The organism is uncultured Brachyspira sp. (assembly GCF_934747485.1).
Classification (GTDB): domain Bacteria; phylum Spirochaetota; class Brachyspiria; order Brachyspirales; family Brachyspiraceae; genus Brachyspira.
Map to the genome: position 1 here is coordinate 1 of NZ_CAKVGN010000009.1, position 17396 is coordinate 17396.

The window sequence follows — 17396 nt, forward strand, 5'->3', positions numbered from 1 at the left end:
ATTATGATACACCTATGCTATACTTTAAGAAATTAAGGAATTCCTAACTGCAATATGTCTGGCTCCTGTGCAAATAAATATATACTGAAATAAATAAATTTTGTAAGAAATATTTTTAAGTTTTTTATTTCTATGTGTTAGCCACTACGAAGCGTACCCATAGAGTAGCCCCACACTTCTTTTACGACCAAAGTGAGTTCTTCAGGACGAGCTTAGAAAGTGCCTTCGGTATTGGCATAAAAGAAGCTTTATTCCTTCGGATACGCTTTGCGAAGAACTGCATTTTTATTCAAAGATATAAATATTGTTTTAGATTATATATATATTGGTTTATATATAAAGCCAAAACATTTGTATTTTTTGCAACTTTGACGAAGTTCGCACCGTGAAGATGGTAAAAAGTTGAATAAATAAAAATTTATATAATCAAATATATTTGTTAGAGGTTTATTAATTAAATTATAAGAATAGGTATTTTTTTAATGAAAATAATATATATTGCTCCTAAATATTTTTAATAAATTATTATTATTGAATAAATTAGAAAATAAATATATACTCAAAAAAATTATTAAATAAAGGTAAATGTAAATGAAAAAAGCTAAGGCTATTTTGCTTCTTTCTGGCGGGCTTGACAGTATGCTTGTTGGGGCTATATTAAAAAGAGAAAATATTGATGTTCTTGCTATAAGATTTGTTACTGGGCTTGAATATCCTGTGATTAAAAATGAGCTTATGAATATACATTATGATGACCCTGCTAAAAAGGCTGCTGATTTTCTTAATATTCCAATAAGATTTGTTTCTTTGAAAGATAAATATATTGATATGTTTTTAAATCCAAAATATGGTTATGGAAGTTCTATTAACCCTTGTTTGGATTGCCATATACTTATGCTTAAAACTGCAAAAAAGATAATGGAAGAAGAGGGTTTTGATTTTATTGCTACTGGAGAAGTTAAAGGACAAAGACCTATGAGTCAAAAATCTCAAGACCTAATTAATTCCATAAGAGAAAGCGGACTTGAAGGAAAACTTTTAAGGCCATTATCTGCAAAACTCCTTCCAATCACAATAGCAGAAAGCGAGAGACTTATAAACAGAGAAAATCTTTATGATATATACGGCCGAAGCAGGCAGGTTCAGATGGAGCTTGCTAAAGAGTTTGGTATAGATGATTATCCTATTCCTTCTGGGGGCTGCTGTTCTATAGTTGATAAAAGTTACGGAAGAAGATACGAGGAGTTGGTTTCTCATAATGGAAGAGATATTATTAATATGGAGCTTATGCAGTATTTGGCTATAGGAAGGCATATAAGAATTGATAATAATGCTAAACTCATACTCGGCAGAAATGAAAATGAAAATGATGCATTAGAAAAAAGAGAGAGAAAAAACGCTATTACATTTAGACCAAATTATAATAAAGGACCTTTTGGTTATTTAGAGCTTTATGGTGAAGTTGAGAATATAAAAGAAGCGGTATTAAAATCTGCAAACATAATGGGGTATTTCTCTAAAGAAGATAGTAAAACTTTGTCTATAACGGTTTCTTATGATAATGATGAAAAAGAGATAATTGAGATAGATAATAAAAAATCTAAAGAGACACAATTTACACAGATATTATAAATATATGAGTGAATATAATTCAAAAAAAAGATATTTAGGTGAGTTTTATACGCCTTTCATATTTGCCAAAAAGTCTTTAGAGTATATAAATAGTGTAATATCTATAGATGAATTAAAAAGCGGTAATTATAGAATATGGGATATGGCGTCTGGAACAGGGAATTTAGAATATTATTTAGATAAAGAATTATATAAATATTTGTATATGTCTACAATAGATGAAAAAGATATTGATTATTGCAAGGAAAAGTTTAGAGGAGCTTGTTTATTTCAATATGATTATTTGAATGATGATATAGTTGTTTCTGACAATATTTTTAATTATCAAAAGCTTCCCAAAAAATTAATAAAAGACTTAAATAATAAAAACTTAAAATGGTTAATATTTATAAATCCTCCATATGCTACAAGTCAAGTTGCAGGCACAAATTCAAAAAGCAAAAAAAATGTTAGCATTAGCAAGATAAGAGATATTATGCATGCCGAAAAATTGGGAGAATCTTCAAGGGAGCTTTATGCCCAGTTTATGTTTAGAATATACAGAGAGTTTTCAGAGAGAGAACTTTATTTAGCAATATTTTCTAAGACTAATTATATAAAATCAAACAACAACGAAAAGTTTAGAAACAATGTTTGTAATTATAAGTTTATGAATGGTTTTATATTTTCTTCTTCTAATTTTGACAACACTTCAAAAACAACTCCTTTTCCTGTGAGTTTTATAATATGGAAAGTTTCAAAATTGTTTAATATAAAAAAAGAAAATATAGTATTAGATATACTTGATGATAATGGAGATTTGACTATTAAAAAAAATTATAGTGTAGTCTCAAGAGAAGAGCTATTAAATAAATGGATAAAAAGAATAAGAACAACATCATCATTTGTGCCTTTATCATCGGCTATAGTTGTAAAAGAAAATGGAAAGGATATAAGAAACAAAATATGCGATGGTTTTATAGGCTCTCTTATGAGCTGTGGGAGTGATTTACAAAAACAAAATCTCACAGCAATATTTTCTGCTCCTCAAGCTTCGGCTGGTTCTCTTTCTATTACAAAAGAAAATTTTGAAAAAGCTATGATTATACATGCTGTTAGAAGAAGTGTAAAAGTTAATTGGCTTAATGGCAGCGACCAATTTATCATTCCAAAAAAAAGTTTTTCTGATGATTTTAAAAATGATTGTATAGTGTGGAGTTTATTTTCTACTTCAAATCAAACATCTGCTATGGATAATGTTTTTTATAATAATAAATTTTATAAGATAATTAATCATTTTTATCCTTTTGATTATAAAGAAGTTTTTTGCAATAATAGTTTTTTTAGTTATGATGGAGAAAGCAGATTTGTATATAATTATTTAAAAAATATTTCTCTCACAAAAGAAGCTAAAGACTTAATTGATATTTCAAAAGAGCTTTATAAATATTTTTATACTAACATAGAAAAAGTTAATGTTGATAAATTTAAAATATCTCTTTGGGACAGCGGTTTTTGGCAGATAAGAAAATCTCTCAAAGATGCTTCTCTTGCATTAGATATTCTAAAAGAAATTAAAACAAAAAGAAATATTTTAAGAGAAAATATTTTAAAAGAAATTGATAATTTTGTTTCTTAATTATTTTTATTTGCCCCAAACTCCTCCAAACTTAAAACTAAGCCCTATATAAAAATCATTGTCTACAGTATAGTGTCCGCCATTTTTTGACTCGTAAGATATTACGCCCACTTGATATCTGTCTTCAAGTTCATAGTATTGATAGTTATTTTTATATACAGGGTCATAAGTAAATGTATCTGAAATCATAATTTTAAAATCTTCTGTAACATTAAAAGTGAGTTTTAAAAATGCTCTATACTTAGGCTGAAAAATATCTTCGCTGTTTGAATAAATATTATTATCATGAACGCCAACATGTGCAGTAATATCTATAATCCATAATCTTCTTGCTTCAAAGAAAAGAAAACCGCTCATAGCATAATAAGGCTCATTTCCATTAAATGTTTGCACAGAAAAGTCAGTATAATATCCTTCATTATAGTGATGTTTATTTATATTATTTTCTCCCGGAAAGTATTCATTATCTCTTCTTATTCCATGCCTAAACCAAAATCCTTCTATACCAACTGTAAATCTCCCATCTCTTCCATTTTTAAAATAAAAGAAAGCATTAACACTATCTCCCCATTCTTTTATTGGTATAGACCCTAATTCTGTAACTATTCCAGCTACTCCAGTATTAATATAATCATTGCTGTAAGATATTTTAGCCATTAACCCTTTAGAAGAATTAGCATCAAGCCCCATCTCTCCATTAACCATACCAACTCCAATAAACACCCCGTAAAATGATGACTCTATCATAAGTCCTGTATCGTATCTTGGTATAAGCTGCGTTTCATAACCTATAGGCATATCTCTTGGTCCTGATAACACTGTTGCTTTATTGCTGCTTACTGTATGAAAATAAAATAGGGTAGGGAAATATGATGTCATAGGTATATTTTTTGTGTATGGTTCTAATACTCCGGCTCTTATGCCGATATATTTAAAATTCACAAATAGATTCATCTTAGAAAAGTCAAAAACAGGAGGCGACATATCTTTATAAAATCTTGCCTTATGTGATAATGGTTCATAAAATCTCGCATTGATATTTGCTTCAATGGATGCATATTTATATTCTTTTATATAATGCAAATCTCCATAAAGAAGAACACCTAATGTATCTTCGTTTCCTGTTTGCTCTATTAAGTCGCTCATTCTTCCATATGCTGTTAATTCTAATGATGCACTTAAAACCCCGTATTTAGCGGAGTTAGTATTTGTTGTTTGAGCATTTAGTCTTATTGATGAATAAATAATAATTATAAATAGTATTTTAATTAGTGTTGTGTTGTGTTGTGTTGTGTTGTGTTGTGTTGTGTTGTGTTGTGTTGTGTTGTGTTGTGTTGTGTTGTGTTGCATACATATTTATTAAATTATCAATATATTCATTTATTTTCAAAAAGTATAACATAAACAAATTAAAATATCAATGAAATAATATATTGAATATTTTCTCTTTTTTGATAATATATAAATATTAAATTTAAGGATTATATACTATGAAAGCTTATGAAAGATTTATAAAATATACAACTTTTGATACTACATCATCTGCTGCTAATGAGAATGAAACTCCAAGTTCTGCTTCTCAAAGAGTATTTGCTGAATATTTATTAAAAGAGTTAAGAGATTTGGGAGTTGATAATTCTTATATTGATGATAAATCTTTTGTGTATGCTGCAATTCCCGCAACTAAAGGAAAAGAAAATAAACCAAAAATAGGTTTTATTGCTCATTTAGATACAGTTGAAGATGTTAGCGGTAAAGATATAAAGGCTAATATAGTCAAAAATTATGATGGAAAAGATATAGTTTTAAATAAAGAAAAAAACATAATATTTAGTGCTAAGGATTTCAGTAATTTAAATAAATATATAGGTTCTGATTTGATAGTAACAGATGGAACAACTCTTTTGGGTGCTGATGATAAGGCAGGTATTGCTGAAATTATGACTATGATAGAAACTATTATGAAAGATAAAACTATAGAGCATGGCGAGATAAAGATAGCATTTACTCCTGATGAAGAAATAGGCTCTGGTATAGATTATTTTAATGTTGAAGATTTTAATGCAGATTTTGCTTATACTATTGATGGCGGTGAATTGGGAGAGATAGAATACGAAAACTTTAATGCTGCTTCTTGTAATGTAATTGTTAATGGAGTTAATGTTCATCCGGGTTATGCTAAAAATAAAATGAAAAATGCAATATTGCTTGGTGTGGAGTTTAATAATATGCTTCCTCAAAATGAAAGACCTGAGCATACAGAAAATTATGAAGGGTTTTATCATTTATCTTCTATAAGCGGAAATGAAGAGAAAGCAAAACTTGAATATATAATAAGAGACCATGACAAATCTAAATTTGAAAATAAAAAAGAGTTTATAAAAAATGTATGTGAGTTTCTAAATAAAAAATATGGTGAAAAGACATTTGAAATTGAACTTAAAGACAGTTACTACAACATGAAAGAAAAAATACTTCCTCATATGCATTTAATAGAAAATGCTAAGAAAGCTTTTAATGAATGCGGCATAAAAGAGAGAATAGTTCCTATTAGGGGTGGTACAGATGGAGCAAGATTATCATTTAGAAATTTACCTTGTCCTAATTTGTCTACCGGAGGAGAAAATGCACATAGCAGATTTGAATATATTTCTGTTCAATCTTTAGAAAAAATGACAGAAGTTTTACTGAAAATAATAGATATATATTCTAAATAATTAAAAATATTATAATAATGTTTTTAATAATTTTCTTAATCCTTCATCTATGGTTGTGAAATTTATATTTATTAAATTAAGTAATTTTGTATTATTTAAAATACTATTATCTATATCACCATCTCTTTTGTCTAAGTAGTTTATTTTGATATTTGATTTTGATATATTAATTATAATATTAGCAAGTTTATTTATGCTTATAGAGTTATTAGTAGAAATATTGAAAATTTCATTTGAAATATTTTTTTCTATAAAAAATAAAAATATTTTAGCTATATCTTCAACATATATAAAATCTCTAGTCTGATTTCCATCTCCAAATATATTTAAATCTTTATTATTAATTGCATTATCCATAAATATTGAAACTACACCAGCTTCGCCATGCGGTGTTTGTCTTGGTCCATAAACATTAGAAAATCTGCAAATTATATAATTTATATCTGATAATATTAAATATTTTTCCATAGTGAGTTTAGATAAGCCATAATATGAAATAGGAATAGTGCTATGCGTTTCATCTATTGGCAGTTCTTTAGGAATACCATATACAGCTGCACTTGAGCTTACGATAATTTTTTTTATATTATATTTTTTAGATAATTCTATTATATTAAGAGTTGCTATTATATTTTCATTAGCATCATTAATAGGATTTCTTATAGAATTGGGTACGGATACTTGTGCTGCTAAATGTATTATATGTTCTATTTTGTTATTTTTAAATACAGTTTCTAAAGCATCATAATTTTTTATATCTATATTGTAGAAAACTGCTTTGTTATTTATATTTTCCTTTTTGCCTGTAGATAAATTGTCAGCAATAATAACTTTATAATTATTTTGTATTAATATATCTGCTATATGTGAGCCTATAAACCCAGCTCCTCCTGTTATTAATATCATAATGTACTCTTTTAATAAAAAATTAAATATTCATTATGATATACTTTTTATATATATAAATCAAATTTTATATATATTATTTTTATAATTAATGTATAATTTAGTTATCAAAATTAATAGGATTGTTTTTTATGCCAAAAGTTTCTGTTATTATACCAATTTATAATGTTGAGAAATATTTAAAAAAATGTTTAGATAGTGTTATCAATCAAACATTAAAAGATATAGAGATAATTTGTGTGAATGATTGCTCCACAGATAATTCTGAAAGTATTATTAAAGAATATATAACTAAAGACAGCAGAGTAAAAATTATTAGTCATAAAGAAAATCAGGGTTTAGGTTTTGCAAGAAATAGCGGTTTATTAGAAAGTAGTGCCGAGTATGTTTCTTTTATAGATTCTGATGATTTTGTGTCTGAGAATTTTATTGAAGAGTTATATAATACAGCTATTAAATATAATGCTGATATAGTTTTTACAAATAATATATACACTGTTAATGAAGCTACTAATAATATAAAGCCTTATTATCATAATAGATTAAATATTTGGAAGAAGAAATTTAAAAACTCTTATATTGAAGGCATTAGTAATTTTAATGTTAATACTCCAGAAAAAGAAAATACGCCTGAATATCCTTTGGTTGTTGCTTGGAATAAATTATATAAAAAAAATTTTTTAACTGAATATAAATTATTATATTCTAAGTATAGACTTGCTGAAGATGTTGATATGTTTTATAGGTTTTTAGTTTATAATCCAAAAATGTATTATAATAATAATGCTAAATATTATTATTTACAGAGAAGCACTTCTTTAGCAGGTAATGTTTCTCATACTAAAAATATTCCTTTAGCAATATTAGAAGTTTTTGAAAATGTTTTTAATTCTTATCAAGAAAATAAAAAAGAACTTTTAATAGATTCTAATTATTATAATTTCTTTTCTTTGCTTCATACTTTTAATAATTATAAAGCAGACAATAAAAATGAGTTTTATAAACTTTGCCATAACTTAATGAAAAAACTTGATGTTGAAATAGATAGAAAAAAGCATGCATTCTATTCTTATAATGTTTATATAATGAAAACTTATGATGATTATGATGTTTACAAAGAAAAGATAGAATCTATAAAGAAAAAAGTGTTTTCTGTTGCTTGGTGGATACCTTCTATAACACTTAGAGAGAAATATAAAAAATATGCTTTAGATAAAATTGCTGATAGTAAGTTTTAAATATGAGTATAGCCTTTATATTTAAAATTTACTGTTTTATTATTTTTATCTATAAATGAAACTATATTTTTTTGATTTAGTGAAGTTATTTTTCCTATTTTTATAAGATTATCTTTTTCTTCTATATTATCTTGCGTTGTAAATAACACAGCATAATCTTCTCCGCCTGTGAGTATTGAGTTTAATACTTCTTTGCTGCCATTAAAAAATCTATTAACTTTATGCCAATTAGAATCTTCAAATACTTTAGCATATAAATTAGACTTCTCTGCTATATGAGATAAATCTTGTAAGAGTCCGTCACTAATATCTATAGATGAGTTTATTTTGTATTTTTTTATTATATCCTGCCACTCATTAAAAAAAAGTTTTGGTCTTAAATGAGTTTTTACACTTTCATCGTCATAGCTGTAGCTGCCGGATAATAGTTTTTTTAATCCTAAGTCACTTTCACCAACAATTCCTAAAACATAAATATTGTCATTGTTTTTTGCAGTGCTTCTAAGTATTGCTTTGTTTTTTTCTATTTCTCCAATCAATGTTATAGATATAAAAAAATCATTATTTGAACTAGTGGTGTCTCCTCCAGCGATTTCTATGTTGTATGGCTTGCATGCATCTAAAAATCCTTCGTACCACTTTAATATATTTTCTTCTGTAATGTTTTTGGGTATAGATAATGACACAAATACACTCTTAGGAAAAGCACCTTTACATATAATGTCGCTAATATTAACTTGTGCCGATTTATAACCAACATCATAAAAAGAATAATATTTAAGGCTAAAATGTATATTTTCAACTAATATATCTGTTGTTACAAGGATATCTTTTTGATTGCTAATATTTCTTAATACAGCACAATCATCGCCGATATTTATATTTGAAGTTTTATTAAAATTATTTGATAGTTGTTTTATTTTTTCTATAAGTTCAAATTCTTTCATATTTTTTATATTATGTTTTACTATTATATTTTTATTATTTATAAATTAATTATTAAAAATATTTCACAAATTAAAAGCCAACCATGGGAATCGAACCCACGACCCACGCATTACGAATGCGTTGCTCTACCAACTGAGCTAGGTTGGCATTATTTTTATAATTATAACAATATTATATGCTTTGTCAATTTTCTTAAAAAAGTTAATAAATTTAATCGAGTAAGTTTTTATAAATTATGAAAAATAGGTATCATTTTATTGTAAGTGCAAAATTGTTTAAAGCCTATATCTTTTAATATTTCTTTTGCTTCATTAATATTAAAACCTAAATGAGAAGGCTGATGGCTGTCACTTCCTATAGTTATAATATTTCCTCCCAATTTATGATATAGTTTTAATATATCAACAGAAGGAGTGGTGTCTTTTAAGCCGTATCTATTGTAAGAAGTATTTAATTCTATTCCTTTGCCGTCTTCTATCACTATTTTTAATATCTCTTCTATAATAGGTTTTACTTTTTCAAATGGATATATTCCTTTTTTGTCATAGCGAATGATTAAATCTAAATGTCCTAATACAGAATAATTTTTGAATTTCTTTACAACTTCAAGTATTTCTTTATAATATGCTTCATTATATTCTTTTTGCGTTTTATTTTTTTGAAAATCCTGTGTCCAAAATTCTTTGTTATCTACCTGATGAACAGAGAATATTATAAAATCAAAATCATATTTTTTTAATAGTTCTTCATATTTGTTAATAGTAGAAGTTTGTATTCCGCATTCAAGACCTATTTTTATATCAATTTGTTTTGAGTATTTATCTTTCATTTTTTTAATATCTTCTATGTATTTTGGGTAATTAACATTTGTAATTGTATCTTTATTTTTTATTTCTATTTCGTCCCAATCTTTTTTTATGCCATAGTCCACATGGTCTGTGATGCAAATATCATTTATATTTAGTTTAATAGCATCTTTTATAACTTCTTCTAATGGATAATTAGAATCATCACTAAAGTCTGTATGTATATGATAATCTGCAAGCATATTAATAAGTCCTTTTTTATTTAATAATTAATTATATCATTTATGTAGAAAAAATAAATTTGTTAATATGAAAAAATAAAGAATATGTTTTTGAAATTTTTGTTAAAAAAATATTTTCTTGTAAAAAAGCAATTATTGAAGTATGATTTTTTAATAATGCTTTCGGAGTATATATTATGGCACTTTTGAAATACAGAGATTATGATAAATATGTATTGAGATTTTTGTATGAAACTAATGAAACAGTACATAGAAGTAAAATATACGAAAAGATTAAAGAATATACTAATCCATCTGAAGAAGATTTAGAATTAGTAAAAAAAAGTAATTATTCTAAATTTAGAGATAGAGTAGACTGGTCATTAACTTATTTAAAGAAATCAGAATTAATTGAAAGTGTCGGCAGAGGAATATATCAAATAACTGACTTCGGAAAAAAATTCTACGAAGAAAATCCAGACTTTGATTTCAAAACTCTAAAAGAAAAAACTCCATATTTATAAAACAGCGAAAGCCATAATAATGATGATGATATAGAAGAAGATGAAAACAGAAGCGAGGTTGAAAAGAGCATTGAAGAATATTATGAGGGTGTAGAAAAAGATATATTAGACAGATTGCAGCTAATGGGTGAGAGCAATGTTGATAAGGGGACAAGGTTTGAAAATATATGTTTAGATTTGCTTGAGAAAATGGGCTATGGTAAAAAATATAGAACAGGCGGAAGCGGCGGTAGGGGAATTGACGGCACGCTTACTATGGATAAATTCGGTTTTGATATAGTGGGGGTACAATGTAAATGCTACAAAGAAAATAATAAAGTTAATGACACAGAAATAACAAAATTTGCACATGGTCTTAAAAATGTTAATGGCATAAGCAGAGGAATTTTTATTACCACTTCAGATTATACTCCGCAAGCAAAGAAGGTTGTAGAAGAGTTAAAAGACATAAAAATAATTCTTATAAACGGATATAAGCTTGCTAAATACATGCGTGAATACGAGGTTGGAGTAAAAGTATTAGAAACAAGAAATATATATGATATTATTATTTAAAAATTATTTATATACTAAAGGTTTGTATTTTATCAAAAATTACTTTTTTATCTTTTTATTATTTTCGGGGACTAGCCACCCTGCGAAGCGTGCCCGTAGGGTAGAACCCCAACTTCTTTTGGCGACTGAAAGAAGTACCTGTTGGGTATGACCCAAAGAAGCAAAAGGACTGCATTTTTCTAACTAAAATGGAGGTATTACCTTACACTTAATACATATTCCAGATATATAAAGCATAAAATATATGCATTTTTTGGTTCTTTTTGCTGCGGGAAAAAGAACAATAAAAAATATACAAAATTTTTTAATTTAATAAAAAATCTATAATTTGAAATTAATTGTTTTTATATAAATACATCATAGCAGTAAGCACAGCTTAGTCCAAGTTTTTATTAAGTTTAAAATTTTATAGTACGCACGATTTATTTTTATTATTTAGTATGTCAATTAATAAAAATTACACATTTATATTTTTAAATCTGCTTACCGTGCGAAAAATTTAATTAACATAACATAGTTGACATAACTATATATTTGGTTATTATATTTTAAAAATTAAATAAAGTAATATTAATAGTATATATAGTATAAAGAGAATAATATGATAAAGAAAGTTATAATAATTTTGCTTGCAAATATATTTTTATTATCATGTTCTAATAGTAAGTCATCTAATGAAGGAATAGTGGTATCAGTAGGAGGAATGCCAAGCAGTTTAGACCCAGCATTTGCAAAAGGCATAAATACAGCAGTTTACATAACACATACTTTTGAAACTCTTACTCAAAGAGATGAAAACGGTACTATAATTCCTGCACTTGCTAAAAGCTGGGAAGCTATGAGCAATAATACAGTTTATATATTTCATTTGAGAGAAAATGCTAAATGGTCTGACGGAAAGACATTAACTGCAAATGATTTTGTATACACTTTAAGAAGATTGATAGATCCTAAAGTGGCTTCCCCTTTTTCTTTGGGTTTTGATATAATAAAAAATGCACATTCTATAATGTTGGGAGAGAAGCCATTAGAAGAATTAGGAGTTTATGCTTTAGATGATTATACTTTAAAAATAGAGCTTGATATACCGCTTCCTTATTTTGAGGAGGCTATGGCCAGTGATATTGCTTCTCCTGTGAGGGAAGATATTATAGAAGCTTACGGGGAAGATTGGGCATTAAGTAAAGAACATTATATAGGAAACGGTCCTTATGTAATTACAGAATATGATGAAGCTGTGAAAATAGTCATGGAGAAAAATCCTTATTATTGGGATAAAGATAATGTTAAGGCTGAAAAAATTACTTTTGAGTTTTTAGAAGATGTTAATACTGCAGTTGCGGCAATTTATGCAGAGAGTATATTATTTTATCCAGAGGCACCAGAAAATGAAAGAGCTTCTTTAATAGAGCAGGGCATAGGAAGAGAAGTTGACATAACATCAATAGCTTATTATATGGTTAACTTAAAGAGAAAGCCTTTTACTAATCCTTTAGTAAGGAAGGCATTATCACTTGGCATAAATAGAAATTATATAGTAAGTAATGTTTTAGGAGGAGGAAGGGTAGCAGCTAATGGTTTCGTTCCTATCAATGTAAAGAATGGTACTAATAATTTTAGAGATAATGCTCCTGAATATTTTTCTCTTAAGGAGAGCGATTATCAAAAAAATATTGAAGAAGCTAAAAAACTGCTTGCAGAGGCAGGATACAGAGACATAAAAAAATTCCCTATAATAGAGTTAATTACAACAACTAATCCTTCTTCATTATTTGTGGCAGAAGCTATTCAAAGTATGTATAAAAACAATTTAGGTATAGATTTAAAACTTAGATATGAGGAGCCCACAAGTTATTTGCAGTCTATAAAAGACGGAAGTTTTCAAATGATTAAGGCAGCTACAAGTGTTGCTTACAATCAGGCTACAGGTTATTTAAGACTTTTTCAGCTTGACGGTTTAGGAAATGACGGCGGATATACTGATGAAGTTTATGATTATTTAGTTGATATTGCTATGACTAATGCCAATGAAGATATAAGAATAAAAGCAGCTTATGATGCAGAACGTATACTTATACAAGAGGATATGGCTATTATTCCTATATATTATGATAAAGCTACTGTTATGCAGAGTAAAAAACTTCATGGTGTGAAATATGATATTTTTTCAATATATGATTTTAGAAATGCTTATATAAGTGAATAATAATAGGATTTTAATTTATAAAAAAATTTTTATTGGTATAAAAGAATCTTATATCTTTCGGATACGCTTTGTGAAGAACTGCATTTTTTATGAAATATAGACATAAACATATAGTGCCATTATATATATTTTTTAGGTATAAAATTTGAATACTTGCACTTTCGCGAAGCGTGCCCGAAGGGCGAAAACTTTTTGCGGCGGGAAAAAGTTGAATAAAAAAACTTATATGATAAAATTTTTAAGTTTTTATTTGTGGGGACTAGCCCCCACCCCCCCACTTCTTTTGCGACCGAAGGAAGTGCCCTTGTGGCATGCCACAAAGAAGCAAAAGGGCTGCATTTTTAGCTAAAATAGAACTATTATTTTATACTTTATATATTCCAACATATAGAATTAAAACACTTGCGTTTTCGCGAAGCGTGCCCGAAGGGCAAAAACTTTTTGACGAAGTCCGCACAGCAACCGAAGGGAGTCCTTCAGGGCGACCGAAGGAAGTGCCTGCGACCGTAGGAAGTACCTTTAGGTATGGGTACGAAGGCGGAAAAAAGAACAATAAAAAATGTACAAAATTTTTTAATTTAATAAAAGGAATTTATAATTTGAAATTAATTATTTTTATATAAATACATCATAGCAGTAAGCACAGCTCCGCCCAAGTTTCTTGCCTTATCAGAAATAGTAAAGCAATTATCATACTCAGATTTTCTTGGGTCAATATCTGCTATTTTTAAGCCCTTACGTACTTTAAAACCATCTCTTATAATACCCCTCAAAAGCCCTTCAAAAGGTGCTGTTACTTCTATTTTTTTGTTATCGTTGTTTATATATGCTATAATCTCTTTTTCTTTTACAAAATCGCCTATATTTTTTATGTTTTCAATAATGCCGTCAGAGCTTGCATGTATTACTCTTTCAGATTCTTTGCCTCCAATGTTTCCGGGTATTCCTGTGTTTGGTATAGCTTTACCTTCTAAATACATTCTTCCAAGATTATGCCCACGCATAGTCTCTATAACAATATCACAGTCTTTGCCTGCAGTAAATCCGGGACCTAATGCTATAGTATATTTTGCCATAGATTTATTAGTGCCAAGATTTTTTTTAGCGATTATAGCATCAATTAAAAATGTTGGTTTTATGTGATTTAATATTTCACAGTTAGGGTCAACGAGAATAGGAATTTTATTAATTGTATTAAGAGCCTCTTCATAACTTTTTACAAGTACAGCTTCAATATCTTCAACTTTTGTCTTACCATCATAAACAGCTTCAGATAATGCAACCTTTCTTCGTATAGCAGAGGGGTGCTGCGTCTCCAATATAATAACTTTGAAATGAGCCTTATATAGAGAGTACACAACACCAGTAGCTAAATCACCAGCTCCTCTTACAATTACAAGTTCATTATTAATTAAACTCATAAATTATCTTGAATAAGGAGTATTTTTAAGCGGCAATTCTGTTTGGAACTCGCCGTTAAATTTATAATAAGCCAAAGCAACAGCAGGAGCAGTAGGTATACTTGAAATCTCTCCTATACCAGTAGCACCATAACCATAAGGAACACCTTCTTTTTCTATAATAATAGATTCAACATCAGGTGTTTTATCGGCTCTAAATAAGCCCAAAGTACCAAATTTTACTTTAGGCACACAATTTTCAAGCGGGAATTTCTCTGTTAAAGCATAACCCAAAGACATAACAACACCGCCTTCAATTTGTCCTTCCAAAGCTATAGGGTTAATTGCTTTTCCTATATCATGAGCAGCAACTACCTTTTGTATTGTACCGTCTTCATTAAGTATGCAAACTTGAGTAGCATAACTATAAGCCACGTGAGAAACAGGGTGAGGTTTATCTACTCCCATTTTGTCAGTTACTGTGAGCCATTCTCCGTAATACTCTTTTCCTTCTAAATCTTTTAATGTTTTACCAGAATTTAAATCTTTTTTAAGTTCTTCGCAAGCTCTCTTACAAGCCTCACCTGTAATAAGTGTTTGTCTTGAACCAGAAGTAGTACCGGAATCTGGAGAAGTTGCAGTATTAGGCTGATGAACTATTATCTCATCATCATTCAAATTGAGAGTTTCACCTGCTATCTGATAAAGCACAGTAGCAATACCCTGACCAATACAAGAAGCAGCAGAATATATATTAACTTTTGAGTCTTTTACTAACAAACGAACTCTACCAGTGTCAGGCAAACCAACACCCACACCAGAGTTTTTCAAAGAACAAGCTATACCAACATATTTGTTGTTGTAGAATATATCTTTAACAGCCTCTAATGTTTCAACAAGACCGGTAGAATCATCAGCTATTTGATAGTTAGGAAGTACTTGACCTGGGCGAATAGCATTTCTATATCTTATTTCCCAAGGGTCTAAACCGCACATTTCAGCAAGCAAGTTTATGTTCATCTCTGTAGCAAAACAAGACTGAGGAACACCAAAACCTCTGAATGGTCCAGTAGGAGGGTTGTTAGTATATATTGATTTACCTTCTATATCTATAACATGATAATTATAAGGACCAGCAGCATGAGTACAAGCTCTTTGAAGTACAGGACCAGATAATGAAGCATAAGCACCAGCATCAGTTATTAAAACTGCTTTCATAGCTGTAAGTATGCCATTTTCATCGCAGGCAGTAGTCATATCTATGCTCATAGGATGGCGTTTTGGGTGCCAGTTAATACTCTCTTGTCTTGTGAGTTTAAATTTAACAGGTCTTTTTGTTCTATAAGCCATTATAGCAGCATAATGCTGAACGCTCATATCTTCTTTACCGCCGAAACCGCCTCCTACATATTTATTTTCTACTACAACCTTTTCAGGGTCTATTCCCAAAGCCATAGATACTTCTCTTTTTGTATCATAAACGCTTTGGTCGCTTGAATATACAAATATACCATCTCCATTAAAAGGCATAGCAACAGCAACTTCTGCCTCCATAAATGCATGCTCTGTCCAAGGAAGTTCATAGTGCCTTGTAACTTTATATTTTGATTTTGCTATTACTTCATCAGCATTACCTTTAACTAATCTTTCATGAGTAAGTAAGTTGCTTTCTCTATCCTCATGAACTAAAGGAGCATTTTCTTTCATAGCTTCTTCAGGGTTTCTTACAAGAGGAAGCTCTTCATATTCTATTTTTACTAAATCTCTTGCTTTTTTAGCAGTAGCTTCATCTTCAGCAACAATCAAAGCTAAACCGTCTGCAATAAATTTTGTAGTTTCACCTTCACCAATAAGAACGTCCCAGTCATGGAAAATATGTCCAATCTTTTTTGCCCCCGGTAAATCTTTAGCAGTAATTACATCAACAACACCTTTAAAAGCCTTTGCCTCGCTTGTATCTATTTTTAATATTTTAGCTCTAGGGTATTTAGTTCTAACAGCAACACCATGAAGCATACCCTCTAATTCTATATCATCGCAATATTCGCCAATACCAAGTGCTTTCTCTTTGGCATCAACTCTTGCAATATTCCTATCGCCTAATTTTACCTTTCCTTTATATTCTTTAACATCAATATTTTCTCTAATCATTTTAGCTGCTAATTCTATAGCATCAATAATTTTTTTGTAGCCTGTACATCTGCAAATATTATTTTTTATAGCAGCAACAATTTCAAGCCTTGTAGGATTATTATTTTTATCAATTAACCCCTTAGCACATATCACCATACCCGGTATACAAAATCCGCATTGCACAGCCCCTGCAGCTGCAAAAGCATGAGAATAAACATCTTTTTCTCTTTGAGTAAATCCCTCTATAGTTTGTACACTTTTTCCTTGAAGTCTTCCTATAGTTTGTATACAAGATTTAGTAGGTTTACCATCTATTAAAACAGTACAAGTTCCGCAAGCCCCTTCAGAGCATCCGTCTTTTACTGATTTACATTTACAATCATTCCTAAGAACATCCATTAATTTTCTATCAGAGTCAAAACTCATTTCTTTGCCATTAATTATAATCTTGGCACTTTCACCCATTATTATACCTCCAATTTAATATATTAA

Annotated in this window: 14 protein-coding genes and 1 tRNA gene; 8 read left to right on the forward strand and 7 right to left on the reverse strand. The window is 28.8% G+C overall.

Going from position 1 to position 17396, the window contains the following annotated elements; translation table 11 throughout:
• The first annotated feature begins 591 nt into the window (after window positions 1-591).
• Both Q0H31_RS02815 and Q0H31_RS02820 read left to right on the forward strand, forming a co-directional pair.
• On the forward strand, window positions 592-1632 hold the full coding sequence (locus tag Q0H31_RS02815) for a thiamine biosynthesis protein (RefSeq protein ID WP_295295672.1): 1041 nt from the start codon (window positions 592-594) through the stop codon (window positions 1630-1632).
• Between the two features lie 4 nt (window positions 1633-1636).
• Window positions 1637-3250, forward strand: a complete 1614-nt coding sequence (locus Q0H31_RS02820) for a hypothetical protein (protein WP_295295673.1) — start codon at window positions 1637-1639, stop codon at window positions 3248-3250.
• Window positions 3251-3256: 6 nt separating this feature from the next.
• Here Q0H31_RS02820 and Q0H31_RS02825 read toward each other — a convergent pair whose 3' ends face one another.
• On the reverse strand, window positions 3257-4501 hold the full coding sequence (locus Q0H31_RS02825; RefSeq protein ID WP_295295716.1) for a hypothetical protein: 1245 nt from the start codon (window positions 4499-4501) through the stop codon (window positions 3257-3259).
• A gap of 239 nt (window positions 4502-4740) precedes the next feature.
• On the opposite strand from Q0H31_RS02825, the gene pepT reads away from it, so the two are divergent.
• The gene (pepT, locus tag Q0H31_RS02830) at window positions 4741-5967 is read left to right on the forward strand and encodes a peptidase T (RefSeq protein ID WP_295295674.1); all 1227 of its coding nucleotides are present in this window, start codon (window positions 4741-4743) and stop codon (window positions 5965-5967) included.
• A gap of 9 nt (window positions 5968-5976) precedes the next feature.
• Here pepT and Q0H31_RS02835 read toward each other — a convergent pair whose 3' ends face one another.
• Window positions 5977-6873 (reverse strand): NAD-dependent epimerase/dehydratase family protein, encoded by an 897-nt coding sequence (locus tag Q0H31_RS02835; RefSeq protein ID WP_295295675.1) that lies wholly within the window; start codon window positions 6871-6873, stop codon window positions 5977-5979.
• 131 nt (window positions 6874-7004) lie between these two features.
• Between Q0H31_RS02835 and Q0H31_RS02840 the strand changes: the two genes are divergently transcribed.
• Window positions 7005-8111 (forward strand): glycosyltransferase family 2 protein, encoded by a 1107-nt coding sequence (locus tag Q0H31_RS02840; protein WP_295295676.1) that lies wholly within the window; start codon window positions 7005-7007, stop codon window positions 8109-8111.
• Here Q0H31_RS02840 and thiL read toward each other — a convergent pair.
• The 3 genes from thiL to Q0H31_RS02855 all read right to left on the reverse strand — a co-directional run bounded on the left by thiL (window position 8108) and on the right by Q0H31_RS02855 (window position 10107).
• A complete protein-coding gene (gene thiL / locus Q0H31_RS02845) occupies window positions 8108-9058 on the reverse strand; it encodes a thiamine-phosphate kinase (protein WP_295295677.1) in 951 nt (316 codons plus the stop codon). The genes Q0H31_RS02840 and thiL overlap by 4 nt on opposite strands.
• Before the next feature lie 75 nt (window positions 9059-9133).
• Window positions 9134-9206 (reverse strand) — tRNA-Thr (locus Q0H31_RS02850).
• Window positions 9207-9285: 79 nt separating this feature from the next.
• Window positions 9286-10107, reverse strand: coding sequence for a histidinol-phosphatase HisJ family protein (locus tag Q0H31_RS02855; protein ID WP_295295678.1), 822 nt, complete (start codon window positions 10105-10107; stop codon window positions 9286-9288).
• A gap of 176 nt (window positions 10108-10283) precedes the next feature.
• On the opposite strand from Q0H31_RS02855, the gene Q0H31_RS02860 reads away from it, so the two are divergent.
• The 4 genes from Q0H31_RS02860 (at window position 10284) to Q0H31_RS02875 (ending at window position 13994) form a co-directional block, all read left to right on the forward strand.
• Window positions 10284-10610: a winged helix-turn-helix domain-containing protein gene (locus tag Q0H31_RS02860; RefSeq protein ID WP_295295679.1), complete on the forward strand. Its 327-nt coding sequence runs from the start codon at window positions 10284-10286 to the stop codon at window positions 10608-10610.
• A 123-nt stretch (window positions 10611-10733) separates the two neighbouring features.
• Entirely contained in the window at window positions 10734-11165 is a 432-nt protein-coding gene (locus tag Q0H31_RS02865; RefSeq protein WP_295295680.1) for a restriction endonuclease, read from the forward strand.
• A gap of 601 nt (window positions 11166-11766) precedes the next feature.
• A complete protein-coding gene (locus Q0H31_RS02870; RefSeq protein ID WP_295295681.1) occupies window positions 11767-13371 on the forward strand; it encodes a peptide ABC transporter substrate-binding protein in 1605 nt (534 codons plus the stop codon).
• Window positions 13372-13682: 311 nt separating this feature from the next.
• On the forward strand, window positions 13683-13994 hold the full coding sequence (locus Q0H31_RS02875; RefSeq protein WP_295295682.1) for a hypothetical protein: 312 nt from the start codon (window positions 13683-13685) through the stop codon (window positions 13992-13994).
• Here Q0H31_RS02875 and yqeB read toward each other — a convergent pair.
• Both yqeB and xdh read right to left on the reverse strand, forming a co-directional pair.
• Window positions 13977-14792, reverse strand: a complete 816-nt coding sequence (gene yqeB, locus Q0H31_RS02880; RefSeq protein ID WP_295295683.1) for a selenium-dependent molybdenum cofactor biosynthesis protein YqeB — start codon at window positions 14790-14792, stop codon at window positions 13977-13979. The genes Q0H31_RS02875 and yqeB overlap by 18 nt on opposite strands.
• Window positions 14793-14795: 3 nt before the next feature.
• A complete protein-coding gene (gene xdh, locus Q0H31_RS02885) occupies window positions 14796-17369 on the reverse strand; it encodes a selenium-dependent xanthine dehydrogenase (protein ID WP_295295684.1) in 2574 nt (857 codons plus the stop codon).
• Window positions 17370-17396 lie beyond the last annotated feature (27 nt).